This is a genomic window from Pseudomonas fluorescens, from assembly GCF_000802965.1.
Classification (GTDB): Bacteria; Pseudomonadota; Gammaproteobacteria; order Pseudomonadales; family Pseudomonadaceae; genus Aquipseudomonas; species Aquipseudomonas fluorescens_A.
Genome location: NZ_JSAK01000015.1, coordinates 60,638 through 78,163, shown reverse-complemented (window position 1 = coordinate 78,163; position 17,526 = coordinate 60,638). Strand labels below are relative to the sequence as shown.

The window sequence follows — 17,526 nt, the reverse complement described above, 5'->3', positions numbered from 1 at the left end:
TGGTCCGGAACACAATCACCCCAGTGCAGATCGCCAGGGCATTGAGTGCAGCCAAGGAGTGGCGCTGATGTCCAGTCTGGCAGATGCAATCGTCCACAGTGATTTGGACGTCGCCCCGTTGTTGTTGCCCGCGCAAGTGCTGCGCAACGACGCACAAGCCATTAAAGCCGCCCATGAGCTGGCGCAAGTCGCCCGCCTGCAAGCGGCCAAACGTGACCAGCAGCGCAAGCTGCCGTGGTCAGAAATAGAACAGTTCACCCGCAGCGGCCTGGGCAGCATTGCCATCCCGCGCGAGTACGGTGGCCCGCAGGTTTCGTTCGTCACCCTGGCAGAGGTTTTCGCGATCATTTCCGCGGCGGACCCGGCGCTGGGGCAGATCCCGCAGAACCAGTTCGGCATCCTCAACCTGGTGCTCGGCAGCGCTACCGAGGCGCAGAAAAAACAACTGTTCAAAAGCGTTCTGGAAGGCTGGCGCATCGGTAATGCCGGGCCGGAGCGCGGCAGCAAAAACACCCTGGAGCTCAAGGCCCGGATCACCGCCGATGGCGATGGTTATGTCCTCAACGGGCAGAAGTTTTACTCCACCGGCGCGCTGTTCGCGCACTGGGTCGCGGTCAAGGCGCTCAATGACGACGGCAAGCAAGTGCTGGCTTTCGTGCGTCGCGGCACGCCGGGTTTGCGCATCGTCGATGACTGGTCCGGTTTCGGCCAGCGCACCACCGCCAGCGGCACCATTTTACTCAACAACGTGCGGGTCGACGCCGAGCTGGTGGTGGATAACTGGAAGATCAACGACAAGCCCAACATTCAGGGCGCCGTCTCGCAATTGATTCAAGCCGCCATCGATGCCGGCATCGCCCGTGGTGCCATCGACGACGCCATCGATTTCGTGAAAACCCGCGCTCGCCCGTGGATCGACGCCAACGTCGAACGGGCCAGCGATGACCTGTACGTGATCGCTGACATCGGCAAACTGAAAATCGAACTGCATGCCGCCGAAGCGCTGCTGCGCAAGGCCGGGCAGGTGCTCGATCAGGTCAACGCCGCGCCGCTGACCGCCGAGTCCGCCGCCCGCGCTTCGATTGCCGTGGCCGAAGCCAAAGTGCTGACCACCGAAATCTCGCTGCTGGCCAGCGAAAAGCTGTTCGAACTGGCCGGCAGCCGCGCCACCCTCGCCGAATTCAACCTCGATCGCCACTGGCGCAACGCCCGCGTGCACACCCTGCACGACCCGGTGCGCTGGAAATATCACGCGGTCGGTACCTACCGCTTGAACGGTACTTTGCCGGCACGCCATTCCTGGATCTGACGACCAGACATCTGGAGAAACACATGACAATTTCTCAACACGTCGCGGTCATCACCAGCGATGAGCAAGCCCTGATCGTCGCCAGCGACCTGGCCGAAGATTTCAAACGCGACAGCGCCGTGCGCGACCGCGAACGCCGTTTGCCACACCCGGAGCTGGAAGTGTTTTCCCGCTCGGGCCTGTGGGGCATCAGCGTGCCAAAGGAATACGGCGGCGCTGGCGTTTCCAACGTCACCCTGGCCAAGGTCATCGCACTGATTTCCCAAGCGGATGGCTCGCTTGGGCAAATCCCGCAGAACCATTTCTACGCCCTCGAAGTACTGCGGGTAAACGGCAGCGAAGAGCAGAAAAAACGTCTGTACGCCGAAGTGCTGGCCGGTCAGCGCTTCGGTAACGCGTTGGCGGAACTTGGCACCAAAACCGCCCACGACCGCGTCACAAGCCTGACGCGCGATGGCGACGGCTATCGCATCAACGGTCGCAAGTTCTACGCCACCGGCGCGATTTACGCACAACGCATCCCGACCTCGGTGGTGGATGAAAACGGCGTGCAGCAACTGGCGTTCGTCCCGCGCAAGAGCAAAGGCCTGACCGTCATCGACGATTGGAGCGGCTTTGGCCAGCGCACCACCGGCAGCGGTTCGGTGGTGTTCGAAGATGTCTACGTCGCAGCCGAGGATGTGATCCCGTTCCAGAGCGCTTTCGAGCGCCCGACTCCGGTCGGTCCGTTGGCGCAGATTCTCCACGCCGCCATCGACACCGGCATCGCTCGCGCGGCCTATGAAGATGCACTGCATTTCGTGCGCACCAAAACCCGGCCGTGGATCGACGCCACCCATGAAAAAGCCACCGATGACCCGCTGACGATCAAGAGTTTCGGCTACTTGAGCATCCGTTTGCACGCTACCGAGGCGCTGCTGGAACGCGCCGGCGAATTCCTCGACAAGGCCCAGGCCAATACCAACGCCGAGACCGTTGCCGCCGCGTCGATTGCCGTCGCCGAAGCACGTGCCATCAGCACCGAAATATCCCTCGCCGCCGGCACCACGCTGTTCGAACTGGCCGGCAGCCAGGCTACCCTGATCGAACACGGTCTGGATCGCCACTGGCGCAACGCCCGGGTGCATACCCTGCACGACCCGGTGCGCTGGAAGTACCACGCGGTCGGCAACTACTACCTCAACGATGAAAACCCGCCACTGCGGGGGACCATCTGATGGCCGACGCGAAAAAGAAGATCCTGCTTAACGCGTTCAACATGAACTGCATCGGGCACATCAACCATGGCCTGTGGACGCATCCACGGGACACCTCGACCCAGTACAAGACCCTTGAGTACTGGACCGAACTGGCGCAACTGCTGGAGCGCGGACTGTTCGACGGCTTGTTCATCGCCGACATTGTCGGTGTCTACGACGTCTACCAGAACTCGGTCGACGTGCCGCTGAAAGAGTCGATCCAGTTGCCGGTCAACGACCCGCTGCTGCTGGTCTCGGCCATGGCCGCCGTCACCAGAAACCTCGGTTTCGGCCTCACCGCCAACCTCACCTACGAACCGCCGTACCTGTTCGCCCGACGCATGTCGACGCTGGATCATTTGAGTCGCGGACGGGTCGGCTGGAACATCGTCACCGGCTACCTCGACAGCGCCGCCAAGGCCATGGGCCTGAGCGAGCAGGTCGAGCACGACCGCCGTTACGACCAGGCCGACGAGTACCTGGAGGTGCTTTACAAGCTCTGGGAAGGTAGCTGGGAAAACGGCGCGGTGCTCAACGATCCGCAACAACGGATCTACGCGCAGCCTGAGAAAGTGCACAAGGTCGAGCACAAGGGCGAGTTCTATCAAGTCGAGGGTTATCACCTGTGCGAACCCTCGCCGCAGCGCACGCCGGTGCTGTTCCAGGCCGGCAGTTCGGATCGCGGTTTGCTGTTCGCCGGTCGGCACGCCGAGTGTGTGTTCATCAGCGGCCAGACCAAAGCGTCGACCAAGGTGCAAGTGGACAAGGTCCGCGCCAGCGCCGTCGACGCCGGGCGTAATCCCGAGGACATCAAGGTGTTCATGGGCTTGAACGTGATTGTTGGCGCGACCGAAGAACTCGCCTGGGCCAAGCACGCCGAATACCTGAGCTACGCCAGCGCCGAAGCCGGTGTGGCGCATTTCTCGGCATCCACCGGGATCGATTTTTCCGAGTACGCCATCGACGAACCGATCCAGTACGTGAAGAGCAACGCGATCCAGTCGGCCACCAAAAACCTGCAAAACAACGACTGGACCCGGCGCAAATTGCTCGAGCAACACGCCCTTGGCGGGCGCTACATCACCGTGGTCGGCTCGCCTGAACAAGTGGCCGACGAGCTGGAATCGTGGATCGCCGAAACAGGCCTGGATGGCTTCAACCTGACGCGGATCGTCACCCCGGAAAGCTATGTGGATTTCATTGAACTGGTGATTCCGGAGTTGCAGCGACGCGGGTCGTACAAGACGGCTTACGACAATGGCAGCTTGCGGGAAAAGCTGTTTCACGGTGAGGCGCATTTGCCTGAGCAACACACCGGATCGGCTTACCGCCGCTAAAAGCATCGCTGGCAAGCCAGCTCCCACAGGAATGAGTGAACACCCGAATTGTGTGAACACCCCAGATCACTGTGGGAGCTGGCTTGCCAGCGATGAGGCCCTAACAAACACCCCAAATTTATGCACTGACTGGAATAAACATCATGACCAAGAACTACCTCTCTCACCCAGTCAAAGCACTGGCCCTGGCCCTCGGCCTGTTCAGCTCTGCGGTTTTCGCCGCCGATGCGCCACTGAAAATCGGCACAACCGCCGCCTTCGCCATTCCTCTGGAAGCGGCAGTCGAAGAAGCCGGCAAACAAGGCCTGAAAGTCGAGCTCGTCGAGTTCACCGACTGGATCGCGCCCAACGTCAGCCTCGCCGCCGGCGACATTGACGTGAACTACTTCCAGCACATCCCCTTCCTGGAAAACGCCAAGAACGCCTCCGGGTTTGACCTGGTGCCCTTCGCACCGGGGATCATCAACAACGTCGGCCTCTACTCGAAGAAATACAAAAGCTTCGACGAACTGCCGCAAGGCGCGAGCGTCGCCATCGCCAACGATCCGATCAACAGCGGTCGTGGTTTGCAGCTATTGGCCAAGGCTGGCCTGATCACGCTCAAACCGGGCGTGGGCTACAAAGCCACCGAAGAAGACATCATCGCCAACCCGAAGAAAATCAAAATCCTGCAGGTCGAAGCGGTGCAACTGGTACGCGCTTATGACGATGCCGATCTGGTCCAGGGCTACCCGGCCTATATCCGCTTGGCGAAGACCTTTGATGCCGGCTCTGCCCTGCTGTTCGACGGCCTTGATCACAAGGAGTACGTGATTCAGTTCGTGATCCAGCCGAAAAGCAAAACCGACCCGCGCCTGATCAAGTTCGTCGACATCTACCAACACTCGCCGGCCGTTCGCGCCGCGCTGGATAAAGCCCACGGCAAGCTCTACCAAGCTGGTTGGGAGAGCTGAGGATGACGGCCGCCACGCAACGGCGACTGGACATTCCAGAGCACAGGAATGCTGAACAGACCGAGCTGCACCCAGAGCTCAATCGTGCCCACGTGCGCTTCATCGGCCTGGGCAAAACCTACGAAGGCCAGCAAGGTCCGGTCGCCGCCCTGCAAGGCATCGACCTGGCGATCCAGCGTGGCGAAGTGTTCGGCATCATCGGCCGCAGTGGTGCGGGCAAGTCGTCGCTGATCCGCACCATCAACCGTCTCGAACAACCGACGTCTGGGCGCGTGTTGATCGATCAGGTCGACATCGGCGAGTTCGATGAAGACCGCCTGGTGGCGCTGCGTCGGCGCATCGGCATGATCTTTCAGCACTTCAATTTGATGTCGGCCAAGACGGTTTGGCAAAACGTCGAATTGCCGCTGAAAGTCGCCGGTGTCCCAAAGCAAAAGCGCGAGCAGAAAGTCCGCGAACTGCTGGAACTGGTCGGCCTGCAAGGCAAACACAAGGCTTACCCGGCGCAACTGTCCGGCGGGCAGAAACAGCGCGTCGGCATCGCTCGCGCACTGGTCCACGACCCGGCGATTTTGCTTTGCGACGAAGCCACTTCGGCGCTGGATCCGGAAACCACGCAATCGATTCTCGGCCTGCTGCGCGAGATCAATCAACGCCTGGGCCTGACCATCATTTTGATCACCCACGAGATGGCGGTGATCCGCGAAATCTGCGATCGCGTCGTTGTCCTTGAACATGGGCGAATCGTCGAGCAAGGCCCAGTGTGGGAGGTCTTTGGCAACCCGCAGCATGAAGTCAGCAAGACCTTGCTCGCACCGTTGCAGCATGCGCTGCCGTCAGAGCTGCAAAGTCGTTTGCAGGCTCAACCCAAGTCCCCGGATGACGCCGTCGTGCTGCGTCTGCAATTCACCGGGACAGCGCACGACGAACCCGACGTCGCCGCCCTGTTCAGCGCCCTCGGAGGCCGAGTGCGCTTGCTGCAAGGTGGCGTCGAACGGATTCAGGGCCACGCCCTCGGGCAACTGCTGCTGGCCGTGACGGGATCGTCCCTTGGCGCCGAAGAGTTGCGTCAACGCGCCGGGCAATGGGCGCAACAAGTGGAGGTGCTGGGTTATGTGGTTTGATCGTTTGCTGCAAGGCTTCATCGATACGTTCTTGATGGTTGGTGTGTCTTCTCTGATCGCGCTGCTGGCGGGCATTCCGTTGGCTGTAATCCTGGTCACCAGCTCCAAGGGCGGCATCTATGAAGCGCCGGCGCTGAACCGCGTATTGGGTGCGTTCGTGAACCTGTTCCGCTCGATTCCGTTTCTGATTTTGATGGTGGCGTTGATTCCCTTCACCCGGTTGATTGTCGGCACCACGTACGGTGTGTGGGCCGCCGTGGTGCCATTGACCATCGCGGCGACGCCGTTCTTTGCGCGCATTGCCGAAGTCAGTCTGCGCGAGGTCGATCACGGACTTATCGAAGCGGCGCAAGCCATGGGTTGCCGGCGTGGGCATATCGTTTGGCATGTGCTGTTGCCGGAAGCGCTGCCGGGGATTGTCGGTGGGTTCACCATCACCTTGGTCACCATGATCAACTCGTCGGCGATGGCCGGGGCGATTGGTGCCGGGGGTCTGGGGGACATTGCGTATCGGTATGGGTACCAGCGGTTTGATAGCCAGATCATGCTGACAGTGATTGTGTTGCTGGTGGCGTTGGTGGCGGTGATTCAGTTGGGTGGGGATCGGTTGGCTCGGGGATTGAACAAGCGCTAGATCCTTGGTGCGTCAGGAGCCTTTGTGGCGAGGGAGCTTGCTCCCGCTCGATTGCGCAGCAATCGCAAAACCAGACACATAAATTTCTCTGACACACCTCATTGATGGTTTTGGGGCTGCTTCGCAGCCCAGCGGGAGCGAGCTCCCTCGCCACAGATTGCACTGCCACAATTCTCATGGCGTATATTCGGCAAATCCCAATTGCCTGCGCAGCCGACCATGAAACAAACCCCCGCCGATCTCGACCAAATCACTTCCACCACCCTGGGCCATTACAACTCGGTGGCAGAAGGTTTTCGCGAAGGGACGCGCGATCACGATGTCAGCCAGAACATCGATGCGCTGTTGCGACACATTCAGGGCGAGGCGCCGTTCGACATTCTCGACTTTGGCTGCGGTCCCGGGCGTGACCTGCAAACTTTTACCGGGATGGGCCACAGGGCCGTCGGCCTCGACGGCTCGGAAAAGTTTGCGCAGATGGCCCGTGAGGACAGCGGTTGCGAGGTCTGGCAGCAGGACTTTTTGAAACTCGATCTTCCGGTCGAACGCTTTGACGGGATTTTCGCCAATGCGGTGCTGTTTCACATCCCGCGCCAGGAATTGCCTCGGGTGTTGAAGGAGCTGCGCGAGGCGCTGAAACCGGGCGGTGCGTTGTTCAGTTCCAATCCTCGTGGCGAGAATCAGGAAGGCTGGAACGGGCCGCGCTATGGGGCGTATCACGATCTTCAGGCGTGGCAGCAGTTGCTGACCGAGGCGGGATTTGAGGAGCTGGAGCATTACTACCGGCCGGCGGGGCTGCCACGGGAGCAGCAGCCTTGGTTGGCGAGTGTCTGGCGTCGCGCCGATATCGGTTGAAGATCAAAAGATCGCAGCCTGCGGCAGCTCCTACAGAGGCTGCGATCTTTTGCTTTTGGGTTATGCCGACTCTTTCTTAGGCTCGCGAATCCTGTACCAGGCCACATACAACGCCGGCAAAAACAGCAGCGTCAGCAGGGTCGCGACGATGATCCCGCCGATCATCGCGTAGGCCATCGGCCCCCAGAACACTTCCCGGGCAATCGGGATCATGCCCAGGCTCGCGGCTGCCGCCGTCAGCAGAATCGGTCGCCGACGGTGTTCTGTGGCTTCCACCACGGCATCCCACGGTGAAGACCCTTGAGCCTCGAACTCCTCGATCTGGGTCACCAGGATCACCGAGTTGCGGATGATGATGCCGATCAGTGCGAGGATGCCGAGGATCGCCACGAAGCCCATCGGCGTTCCGGTGGGCACCAGCGCCAGCACCACGCCGATCAAGCCCAGCGGCGCGACGCTGGCCACCAGGAACATCTTCTGCACGCTGTGCAACTGAATCATCAGGAAGGTGGCCATCAGGAACACCATCAACGGCACGACCTGGTTAATCGGCCCTTGGGCCTTGGCGCTTTCCTCCACCGTACCGCCCGTGGCGACCTTGTACCCTGCCGGCAACGCCGCGGCGAATTTTTCGATATCCGGCTTGAGCAGTGTCACCAGATCGGTCGGCTGAATATCACCGACCACTGCGGTCTTGATGGTGATCGTCGGTTTGCGGTCGCGGCGCCACACCAGCGGTTGCTCCAGTTCGTAGCGCACGGAAGCAAACGCCAGCAGCGGAATCGAGGTGCCGCCCGGGGTGAGGATCTGCAGGTTTTGCAGGGTTTCCGGCGAACCGCGCTCGGCATCCACGGCGCGGCCGACCACGTTGATCAGGTAAATGTCATCGTCAACCTGAGTCACCGTCGAGCCGCTGACGATGCTGTTCATCAGGTTTGCCACGTCTTCGGACGACAAACCAAGTTGCCGCGCCTTGTCCTGGGCGATGTCGATGCGCAGCACCTTGCCTGGCTCGTTCCAGTCGAAAATGATTTCGCCGATGTGCGGGTTCTTGTCCAGTTGGCTGGCCAGATCGATGGCGTGCTTACGCACCTGGTCGATGTCCGGGCCGCTGACGCGGTACTGGATCGGCCGCCCCACGGGTGGACCCATTTCCAGCGCTTGCACGAAACTGCCGATGCCGACGAAGTCTTTGCGCAAACGCTCACGCAAGCGATCGCTGAGCGCTGCACGCGTTTCAAAGTCTTTGGCGACGATCACCAGTTGCGCGTAATAAGGGTTCTGCAGTTGCTGGTCGAGAGGCAGATAAAAACGAATCGCGCCCTGGCCGACGTAAGTACTCCAGCGCACGATATCCGGGTCACCCTTGAGCGTCGCTTCGAGCTTGTCCACGGCCTTGCGGGTTTCATCTATGGAGGCGTTCTGCGGCAGGTTCAGGTCCACGAGGATTTCCGGGCGATCCGAGGACGGGAAGAACTGGTTCTGCACAAAACGCATACCGACCACCGACAACGCGAACAGCAGCACGGTGAAGCCGATCGCCCACCAGCGGTTGCGCATGCTCCACAGCAGGCCACTGTTGAAGGCGCGCCCCAGACGCCCCGGCTCAGCCGAGTGCGGCTTCACTTTGGCGCTGAGGATGTGCACGCCGATCACCGGGGCGAACAACACCGCGACAATCCACGAAACGAGCATGGCCACGGCGATCACCGCAAACAGGGTGAAGGTGTACTCGCCGGCCGAGCTGGCGTTCAGGCCAATCGGCACGAAGCCGGCGACAGTCACCAGGGTCCCGGTGAGCATCGGGAACGCCGTGGAGGTATAGGCAAAAGTTGCCGCCTGCTCCTTGGTATCGCCCAGTTCCAGCCGCGAGACCATCATCTCGACCGTGATCATCGCGTCATCCACCAGCAGGCCGAGGGCGATGATCAACGCGCCGAGGGAAATCCGCTGCATGGTGATGCCGCTGTATTCCATGAAGACGAAGACCATCGCCAGCACCAGCGGGATCGAGCACGCCACCACCAGCCCGGCGCGCACGCCGAGGCTGATGAAGCTGACCACCAACACGATCACCACGGCTTCGAACAGCGCGCTGGTAAAGCCACCGACGGCTGCTTCCACCACGACAGACTGGTCGGACACGTTGTGCACGCCAACGCCCACCGGCAGATTGGCCGTCAGTTCGCTCACGCGCTGATGCAGTGCCTTGCCAAAGGCCTGGATGTTGCCGCCCGTTTGCATGGCAATGGCCAGACCGATGGCTTGCTGGCCGTTATAGCGAAACTCCGGCGTCGACGGGTCGACGTAGCCACGGCGGATATCGGCAATGTCGGCCAGACGATAGAAGCGATCATTGAGCCGCAAGTTGACGTTGGCCAGATCCTTCTCGGAGATGAACTGCCCGGAAGTGCGCACGGAAATCCGCTCGGGACCGGCCTCGATCACCCCGGCCGGAGTGACGGCATTCTGGGTTTGCAGGCTTTGTACGACTTGCTGTTCGTCGATACCCAGCGCCGCCAGTTTGCGGGTCGAGAAGTTCAGGTAGAGAACTTCGTCCTGCTGGCCGATCATCTCGATCTTGCCCAACCCCGGCACACCCCGGATATCGGCACGTGCCTGCTCAACGTAGTCTCGCAACTGGCGCATCGACAGGCCGTCAGCGGTAAAGGCATAGATAGAACCGAACACGTCGCCGAACTCGTCGTTGAACGACGGCCCCTGAATACCCTGGGGGAACGAGTAGCGAATGTCGGTGATCTTCTTGCGCACCTGGTACCAGATTTCCGGAATGTCCTTGGCCTTAGTGGTGTCGCGCAGGTACACGTAGACCGTGGATTCGCCGGGGCGGGTGTAGCTTTTCACGTAATCGAGGGAATCAAGCTCTTCGAGTTTTTTCTCGATACGGTCGGTGACCTGCTTGAGGGTTTCCTCTTGAGTCGCACCGGGCCAGCGAGTCTGTATCACCATGGTCTTGATGGTGAACGACGGGTCTTCCTCGCGGCCCAGGTTGATGTACGAGAACACGCCCATCAGCAGAGAGACAAACATCAAATACCAGACAAACGACTGATGTTTGAGCGCCCATTCGGATAAGTTGAAACTCCCTTTCATTGCGGGCTGCCCTCATCGACTTTCACTTTTTGCCCCGGTTTGAGGCTGTTCACACCGGCACTGACAATTCGTTCGCCGGACTTCACCCCATTGGCCACCACCACCGTAGTGTCGGTGCGACTGACGATGCTGACGTCTCGCGGGGATACGGTTTGCGCCTGCGTGTCGACGATCCAGATGCGCGCTTTGCCATCGACCTCCTGCAATGCGCTCAAGGGTAGTTCGATACGCGGCGTGATCGCCGAGCTCAAGGTCACGCTGATTGCCGTACCGAGGCGAAACGCGGTCGGTGTTTCGCTCAGGGTCAGGCGCGCGCGCCGGGTGCGGGTTGCGCTTTCGGCCTGGGGTTCGATTTCACGCACGGTGGCGGTTGTGGCGATGTCCGGGTTCAGTTGTGAGGCGACCTGGAAGACCACGCCTGGGGGCAATTGATCGACCAGGGTGTCGGGCAGGTCGATCACCGCTTCCTTGATGTCCGGTTGCGCCAGGGTCACCACCTGCTGGCCGGCGGTAACGACTTGCCCGGCTTCGGCATTCCACGCCGTCACCACGGCCTTGTGATCGGAGCGCAATTCAACATAGTTGAGCTGGTCCTTGGCCTGGCTGACAGCAGCCTTGGCCTGATCGAGCGAGGCCTGAGTGGTTTTCAAGTCCGTCTGCGCGGCGTCCAGTTGCGCCTGCGAACCCACGCCACGATCGAACAATTGTTGCTGGCGCCGGGCGGTGGCCTGGGCATTGATTAATTGCGCCTGGACACTCGCCAGATCGCCCTCGGCAGAGCGCAACTGGTTCTGCTGGTCGGTGGGGTCGAGCGTAGCGAGCAAAGCACCCTTCTCGACTTCGGCACCGACATCCACGCTGCGGCTGGCAATACGTCCCGGCACCCGGAAACCGACGTTGGATTCGTATCGGGCCTGGATGCTACCGGCGAAGCGCCCGAGGTTTTGCTCGCCCAGCGCCTCGACCTTGATCGACAGCACGGGACGAATCGGCTCAGGCGGCGGTTCTTTTTTCGAGCAGGCCACCAGCATCACACCGGCCAAAAGCAGTAAAAGACGCTTCATGGCTGAGCCCCCTCGGACAGTTCCTTGTAGGTGTTTTCGGCGATCTCCACCTTCACCCCGGGGTGCAGCAACTGGCCGCCAGCGACGACGACTTTTTCGCCACCCGTCAGGCCGGCGCTGATGATGACTTTACCGGTCAGGTAGCGGCCCACCGTAACGTCGTGCAATTGCGCCTTGCCCTCACCGTCCACCATCCACACCGCCGGCTTGCTGACATTTTTCGTCAGCGCCGACCACGGCAGTTCCACGGCAGATTTACCCCGGGTATTGGCGGTGGCACTCACCACCGAGCCCAACTGCATGCCTTGGGGCAACCCGTCGAGAGTGACTTTGACCTGCACCGTACCCGTTTGCTCGGAGACGGCCGGGGTGACTTCCCGAACGGTCCCGGTAGTCTTGATCGCCGGATTATCCAGCAGGCTGACCACCACCGCTCTATCAGACGGCGGCTCGGCCAACAGCGATTCGTAGACGTTAAACACTGCGTCCCGCTCACCGTCCCGGGCCAGGCTGAAAATCGGCACCGTGGCCTGCACGACCTGGCCAACCTCGGCCTGCCGCGCCGTGATCACACCCGGCGCATCGGCGATCAACGCGGTGTAACTCAATTGTTCACGGGCGTTGGCCAATTGCGCCTGGGCCGCCGCCAGCGAGCTTTGACTGCTGCGCAATGCGGCTTGGGCGGAATCGTATTCGCTTTGGCTGGTATAGCCCTTGGGCAGCAGTTTTTGCTGGCGTACGAAGGAGGCGGCGTTCTGCTTGACCTTGGCCTGCTCGGAGACAACCTGAGCCAGCGCCGAGTCAACGTTGGTTTGCAGGTCCTTGGGATCAAGACGGGCAAGCACCTGCTTGGCCGAAACCCGGTCACCGACATCCACCGTACGCTGGATGATCTTGCCGCCAACGCGGAACGACAGTTCGGTCTGCACCCTTGCCTGCACATCGCCGGTCAGCGTGATGTTGGCGGCGTACTCGGCCGGCTTGACCTCTTGCACGAAGACCCGTGGCCGGTCCTTCTCGACCGGTTGTTCTTTTTCACAAGCACTCAGCAAAGCCAGGAGGCTCAGGCCAAGCGCAATTTTCAATCCGGGACCAGCCATGCAGACTCCTTTGCGTTTAACGGGCGCGATTCGTCTGTCAGCTTAGAACAGGCTTTAACCTTCGCCCACGCAAATTTGCCATTTCCTCTGTATGCGCTGCCGAAGGCTGCAATCTTTTGTATTTAAATGATCAAGATCAAAAGATCGCAGCCTGCGGCAGCTCCTACAATGCTCCGCTATCTATGCGGGTCACAGAGAACGTCTTCCATGCTTAAAACCCTCGCGGTGGCCAATTATCGCTCAATCAACAAACTGGTTATCCCGCTGGGTCGGCTGAACCTGATCACTGGCCCCAATGGCAGCGGCAAATCCAATCTCTACCGTGCTTTGCGACTGCTGGCAGAAACCGCTCAGGGCGGCGTGGTCAATGCGTTGGCCCGTGAGGGTGGACTGGATTCGACCTTCTGGGCCGGTCCGGAAACCATCACCCGGCGCATGCGCAACGGTGAAGTGCCAATCGAAGCGACGGTACGACACGGGGTTAAGCGCCTGCGGTTAGGGTTTAACGGGGAAGACTTCGGTTACTCGATCAGCCTTGGGCTCCCCGATTCCAACGGTCATTTCATGTTGCCCGGGTACAGCGCCCCTATTCCGTCACGTTTCAGCCTCGACCCACAAATCAAGCGCGAGTGTTTGTGGGCTGGGCCGTTCTATCGTCCGGCGAGCCTGCTGGTGGACCGTGACGGCCCGCTGATCCGTGCGCGCGCCAACCGTAGCTGGGACGTGCTGGCACAACACACGCCGAATTTCGACAGCCTGTTCGATCAGGTCGGCAGCCTGCGTAACTCGCCGGAGGTGCTGGAGACGCGTGAGTTCATCCGCCGCTGGCGCTTCTACGATCACTTTCGCAGCGACGCCGATGCACCGGTGCGTCAGCCACAACTGGGTACGCGCACGCCGGTGCTGCACCACGACGGCAGAGACCTGGCGGCAGCGTTGCAAACCATTATCGAAATCGGCGACCCCGAGGCATTGCAGAACGCAATCAGCGACGCTTTTCCTGGTGCACGACTGCATATCGAGCCGCTGGTGGGTGGACGCTTTGCAATCGAGTTTTATCAGGAAGGATTGTTGCGGCCGTTGTCGGCGGCGGAATTGTCGGACGGGACCTTGCGTTACTTGCTGCTGATAGCGGCGCTGCTGACGCCTCGACCACCGACATTGATGGTGCTGAACGAACCGGAAACCAGCCTGCATCCGGACCTGCTGCCGGCGCTGGCACGCTTGATCATCCGCGCGTCCGGAGAGTGTCAGGTGTGGGTGGTGTCCCACGCGCGGCGATTGATTTCGGCGTTGCAGCAAGATCCGCAATGCAATTGCATTGTGCTGGAGAAAAACCTCGGCCAGACCGGGATCGTCGGGCAGCGGATGCTGGATGAGCCGGCGTGGTATTGGCCGGATTAGGCGGTGCCCGAGAAATCCAATCGCTGGCAAGCCAGCGCCTACAGGATTGAGGTGATCCCTGCAGGAGCCGGCTTGCTGGCGATGACGGCTGAAAAATCGATACAAAAACTAGAGAGTCACCCCTGCCACTTCCCACCCTCGACAATCACGCTCTCAGGCTTGGTGTCATCGCTCAGCTCTTTACGCACGTATTGGTCGTACAGCTTGAGCAGATATTTCTCTTCACCCAACTTCGCCAACTCGGCGTTCACCCAGTCGCGCAGTTCGATGTTGCCCTTTTTCACCGCCGGCGCGATCGGCGCTTCAGCGCCCAGGGTCTGGCTCAGCACGCGGTAGCCAGGGTTCTGCTTGGCCCAGCTGAACAGCACCAGATTGTCTTGTGCATAGGCATCACCACGACCGTTGGCCAGGGCTTGCAGGGACTCGGAGTTTTTCTCGAACTTCAGCAGTTTCCAGTCCGGATGATTCTTGGTCAGCCAGATATCGGCGGTGGTGCCGGTGGTGACGATGGTCGTGCGGGTCGCCAGGTCATCGAGGTTTTTCACCGCGCTGTCCTGCGGCACCAATGCCTGAACGGCGACCTTGAGGTTAGGGTTGGTGAATTCCACCGCTTCCTTGCGCTCCGGCGTGACAGTCATGTTGGCCAGGATCAGATCGACCTTGTCGCTTTGCAGGAACGGAATACGGCTTGCCGGTTCCACGGCAACGAACTCGACCTTGTTTTCATCGCCCAGCAGGTCCTTGGCAAACTGGCGGCCAATGTCGGTATCGAAACCGACGTAGCGCCCGGCTTCATTGACAAAACCGAACGGCGGCTTGTCAGTGAAGACGCCCACGATCAGTTTGTCCCGCGCCTTGATCTTTTCCAGATAGCTGGCTGGCGCCGTGCTTTCGCTGGCAACTTTCGGCTTGGCGGGCTCTTCGGTTTTGTTGCAGCCGGCCAGCAGTGCAAGGCCCAGCAGTGGCAGAAGCAAGAGTGAAGACTTGGCAGTTTTCATGGCAGTTCCAGTTCCTTTGTTTGAGTCGTTTTGGGTAGTGCGGCGACGTAGGAGAACTTCTCCAGGAACTGCTGCGCTCGTGCGGTTTGCGGGTTCGTAAAGAAAATCTCGGGAGGGTTTTGCTCAAGGATTCGCCCGGCATCCATGAACACGATGCGGTCAGCCACGGCGCGGGCGAAGGCCATTTCGTGGGTGACGATCAACAGCGTCATGCCCTCACGGGCCAGACCCTGAATCACTTCCAGCACGTCCTTGACCATTTCCGGGTCGAGGGCGGCGGTGACTTCATCGAAGAGCATGACCTTGGGGTTCATGCACAGCGAACGGACAATGGCGATACGTTGTTGCTGGCCGCCGGAGAGCTGTCTTGGAAACGCATCGCGCTTGTCCAGCAAACCTACCCGCGCCAACAACGCTTCAGCCTGATCGCGCGCTTCGCGGCGGTCGCGTTTCTGCACTTTCACTGGGCCGAGCAGCAAGTTGTCGAGCACGCTCATGTGCGGGAACAGGTGATAGCTCTGGAACACCATGCCGATCTGCTGTCGCACTTCGCGCCAATCGGTGGACTTGTTCAGCAGCTCTCGGCCAATGAATTTCAGGCTGCCGCCGTGGGCGACTTCCAGACCATTGAGGCAACGCAGCAATGTACTTTTGCCGCAGCCGCTGGGGCCGAGGATGACGATGACTTCGCCCGGCTTCACGCTCAGGTCGATGTCTTTGAGCACCTGATGCTCACCGAAAAACTTGTTGAAACCCTTGAACTCGATCAATGCGCTCATGCTTGCGTCCAGCGCCGTTCCAGCACGCGCGAGGCGGCCGACAACGGGTAGCAAATGAAAAAGAAAAACAGGAACAGCGCGCCGTAGATCAGCACAGATTCGTAGGTGCGTTCGATGATCTGCTGGCCGACCTTGATCACGTCCACCACACCGATCAGCACCGCCAGGGAGCTGGTCTTGATGATCCGCGTGTACACGTTGATGGTCGGCGGCGTCATGCGCTTCAGCGCTTGCGGCAGCAGCACGTAGCCGTAGAGTTGCGGGTCGCTCAGACCAATCGACAGCCCGGCTTCACGCTGCCCGCGCGGCAACGAATGCAACGCACCGCGCACCACCTCGCCGACTTCACTGGCGCCCCACAGCGACAGCACCAGCACCGCGCACCAGAAGCTCGGAATGCTCAGGCCAAAGAAAATCGGCAAACCGAAGAACAGCAAATACAACCAGACCAGCACCGGGATCGCCCGAAACAGTTCCAGATAGACCCGCAGGATTGCGTTCAGCCACGTCACATTCAGCGTGCGCAACACGCCGTAGAGCACACCACCGACGGTGCTGATGGCGATGCTCAAAAATGAAATCGACAGGGTTTGCGCCGCGCCCCTGCCCAGTTGCGGCAACGACACCCACAACAACTCAAGACCCGAACTGGCCATGCTGGAGCCTCCTTTCCAGACGGCTGAGCAACAGCGACAGCGGCAAAAACAGCAGCACGCAAATCAGCGTCAGCACGGCGAGCATTTCGTAGGTTTTGTAATAGAGGGCGATGTAGCTCTTGGTGGTGTACAAAATTTCCGGCACCGCCACCGCCGAGACCACGGTGGTTTCCTTGAGCAGGAAAATGAAATTGGCAAACAGCGACGGCAAACTGAGGATGCCGGCCTGCGGCATGATCACGTAACGCAGCAATTGCCCGTGGGACAGGCCGATGGAACGACCGGACTCGAGTTGCGCCTGAGGCACGGCGTCCACGCCGGCACGCAGCACTTCAGTGAGATAAGCGCCGCCGAGGAAGGTCATGGTGATGATTGCCGCGGCAAAACCCGAAACCTTGATGCCCAACGCAGGCAAGGCGAAATAGACGAAGAATAACTGGATCAGCAGCGGTGTGTTGCGGGCCAATTCGACATAGAGGCCAACCAGCCGCTGCAAGTAAGGCGTACGAAATACCAGAATCGTCGCGTTGATCAGCGCCACCAACAACGAGGTGCCGATGGCGATAAATCCGACCTGCAGTGTCACGCCCACGGCCTTGAGAAACGCCGGCAGGGTGCTGAGGATAAATGCGTAATCGAAGTTCATTGAACATCCTGGACGCCGCTCGGTAAGCGACGGTGGTGCAGTCCACGGGCCATGGATAACGGTCCGGCAAGCACCAACTTTAAAGGTATAAAAATCATAATTTAAATACCGATAAAGCATATTGATATCACACAAAAAACTATCCCGGGCATTTGCCGAGGCGACGGAAGACGACTATTTTCCTTTGCGCCGTAGGAAGGATCTTTTTTTCGATTTGCCCCTCCAAGGACGGACCGCTTTTGGCCAGACTCCCCCGGCCGATCACTCACAAGGACGAGAACATGGCAGATGCAAAAGTGCTGCAACCGATGAATC

At 60.1% G+C, this 17,526-nt stretch carries 15 protein-coding genes; 8 read left to right on the top strand and 7 right to left on the bottom strand.

Features of this window, described 5'->3' with window-relative positions; all coding sequences use genetic code 11:
* Positions 1–67 precede the first annotated feature (67 nt).
* The 7 genes from NL64_RS12860 (at position 68) to NL64_RS12830 (ending at position 7,450) form a co-directional block, all read left to right on the top strand.
* Positions 68–1,309, top strand: coding sequence for an SfnB family sulfur acquisition oxidoreductase (locus NL64_RS12860; RefSeq protein WP_034148454.1), 1,242 nt, complete (start codon positions 68–70; stop codon positions 1,307–1,309).
* 23 nt (positions 1,310–1,332) lie between these two features.
* Positions 1,333–2,526, top strand: coding sequence for an SfnB family sulfur acquisition oxidoreductase (locus NL64_RS12855; protein WP_034148453.1), 1,194 nt, complete (start codon positions 1,333–1,335; stop codon positions 2,524–2,526).
* Positions 2,526–3,884 (top strand): LLM class flavin-dependent oxidoreductase, encoded by a 1,359-nt coding sequence (locus NL64_RS12850; protein WP_034148452.1) that lies wholly within the window; start codon positions 2,526–2,528, stop codon positions 3,882–3,884. The genes NL64_RS12855 and NL64_RS12850 overlap by 1 nt, the downstream gene beginning before the upstream one ends.
* A 143-nt stretch (positions 3,885–4,027) precedes the next feature.
* The gene (locus NL64_RS12845; RefSeq protein WP_034148451.1) at positions 4,028–4,837 is read left to right on the top strand and encodes a MetQ/NlpA family ABC transporter substrate-binding protein; all 810 of its coding nucleotides are present in this window, start codon (positions 4,028–4,030) and stop codon (positions 4,835–4,837) included.
* Positions 4,838–4,839: 2 nt separating this feature from the next.
* A complete protein-coding gene (locus NL64_RS12840; RefSeq protein WP_034148450.1) occupies positions 4,840–5,961 on the top strand; it encodes a methionine ABC transporter ATP-binding protein in 1,122 nt (373 codons plus the stop codon).
* Positions 5,951–6,595: a methionine ABC transporter permease gene (locus tag NL64_RS12835; protein WP_034148449.1), complete on the top strand. Its 645-nt coding sequence runs from the start codon at positions 5,951–5,953 to the stop codon at positions 6,593–6,595. The genes NL64_RS12840 and NL64_RS12835 overlap by 11 nt, the downstream gene beginning before the upstream one ends.
* A 219-nt stretch (positions 6,596–6,814) precedes the next feature.
* Positions 6,815–7,450: a class I SAM-dependent methyltransferase gene (locus NL64_RS12830; RefSeq protein WP_034148448.1), complete on the top strand. Its 636-nt coding sequence runs from the start codon at positions 6,815–6,817 to the stop codon at positions 7,448–7,450.
* Positions 7,451–7,510: 60 nt separating this feature from the next.
* On the opposite strand, the gene NL64_RS12825 is transcribed toward NL64_RS12830, so the two are convergent.
* The 3 genes from NL64_RS12825 to NL64_RS12815 are packed head-to-tail and all read right to left on the bottom strand — an operon-like array spanning position 7,511 to position 12,728.
* Positions 7,511–10,564, bottom strand: coding sequence for an efflux RND transporter permease subunit (locus tag NL64_RS12825; protein ID WP_034148447.1), 3,054 nt, complete (start codon positions 10,562–10,564; stop codon positions 7,511–7,513).
* Positions 10,561–11,628 carry an efflux RND transporter periplasmic adaptor subunit gene (locus NL64_RS12820; RefSeq protein WP_034148446.1) on the bottom strand — a complete coding sequence of 356 codons (1,068 nt, stop codon included), beginning with the start codon at positions 11,626–11,628 and terminating at the stop codon, positions 10,561–10,563. Before NL64_RS12820 ends, NL64_RS12825 begins: the two co-directional genes overlap by 4 nt.
* On the bottom strand, positions 11,625–12,728 hold the full coding sequence (locus tag NL64_RS12815; protein WP_034148445.1) for an efflux RND transporter periplasmic adaptor subunit: 1,104 nt from the start codon (positions 12,726–12,728) through the stop codon (positions 11,625–11,627). Before NL64_RS12815 ends, NL64_RS12820 begins: the two co-directional genes overlap by 4 nt.
* A gap of 207 nt (positions 12,729–12,935) precedes the next feature.
* On the opposite strand from NL64_RS12815, the gene NL64_RS12810 reads away from it, so the two are divergent.
* The gene (locus tag NL64_RS12810) at positions 12,936–14,132 is read left to right on the top strand and encodes an AAA family ATPase (RefSeq protein WP_034148444.1); all 1,197 of its coding nucleotides are present in this window, start codon (positions 12,936–12,938) and stop codon (positions 14,130–14,132) included.
* Positions 14,133–14,248: 116 nt separating this feature from the next.
* Here NL64_RS12810 and NL64_RS12805 read toward each other — a convergent pair whose 3' ends face one another.
* The 4 genes from NL64_RS12805 to NL64_RS12790 are packed head-to-tail and all read right to left on the bottom strand — an operon-like array spanning position 14,249 to position 17,211.
* Positions 14,249–15,130, bottom strand: a complete 882-nt coding sequence (locus NL64_RS12805) for a transporter substrate-binding domain-containing protein (RefSeq protein WP_034148443.1) — start codon at positions 15,128–15,130, stop codon at positions 14,249–14,251.
* Entirely contained in the window at positions 15,127–15,909 is a 783-nt protein-coding gene (locus NL64_RS12800) for an amino acid ABC transporter ATP-binding protein (RefSeq protein ID WP_034148442.1), read from the bottom strand. The genes NL64_RS12805 and NL64_RS12800 overlap by 4 nt, the downstream gene beginning before the upstream one ends.
* On the bottom strand, positions 15,906–16,565 hold the full coding sequence (locus NL64_RS12795; RefSeq protein WP_034148441.1) for an amino acid ABC transporter permease: 660 nt from the start codon (positions 16,563–16,565) through the stop codon (positions 15,906–15,908). The genes NL64_RS12800 and NL64_RS12795 overlap by 4 nt, the downstream gene beginning before the upstream one ends.
* Entirely contained in the window at positions 16,546–17,211 is a 666-nt protein-coding gene (locus NL64_RS12790) for an amino acid ABC transporter permease (RefSeq protein WP_034148440.1), read from the bottom strand. The genes NL64_RS12795 and NL64_RS12790 overlap by 20 nt, the downstream gene beginning before the upstream one ends.
* Positions 17,212–17,526 lie beyond the last annotated feature (315 nt).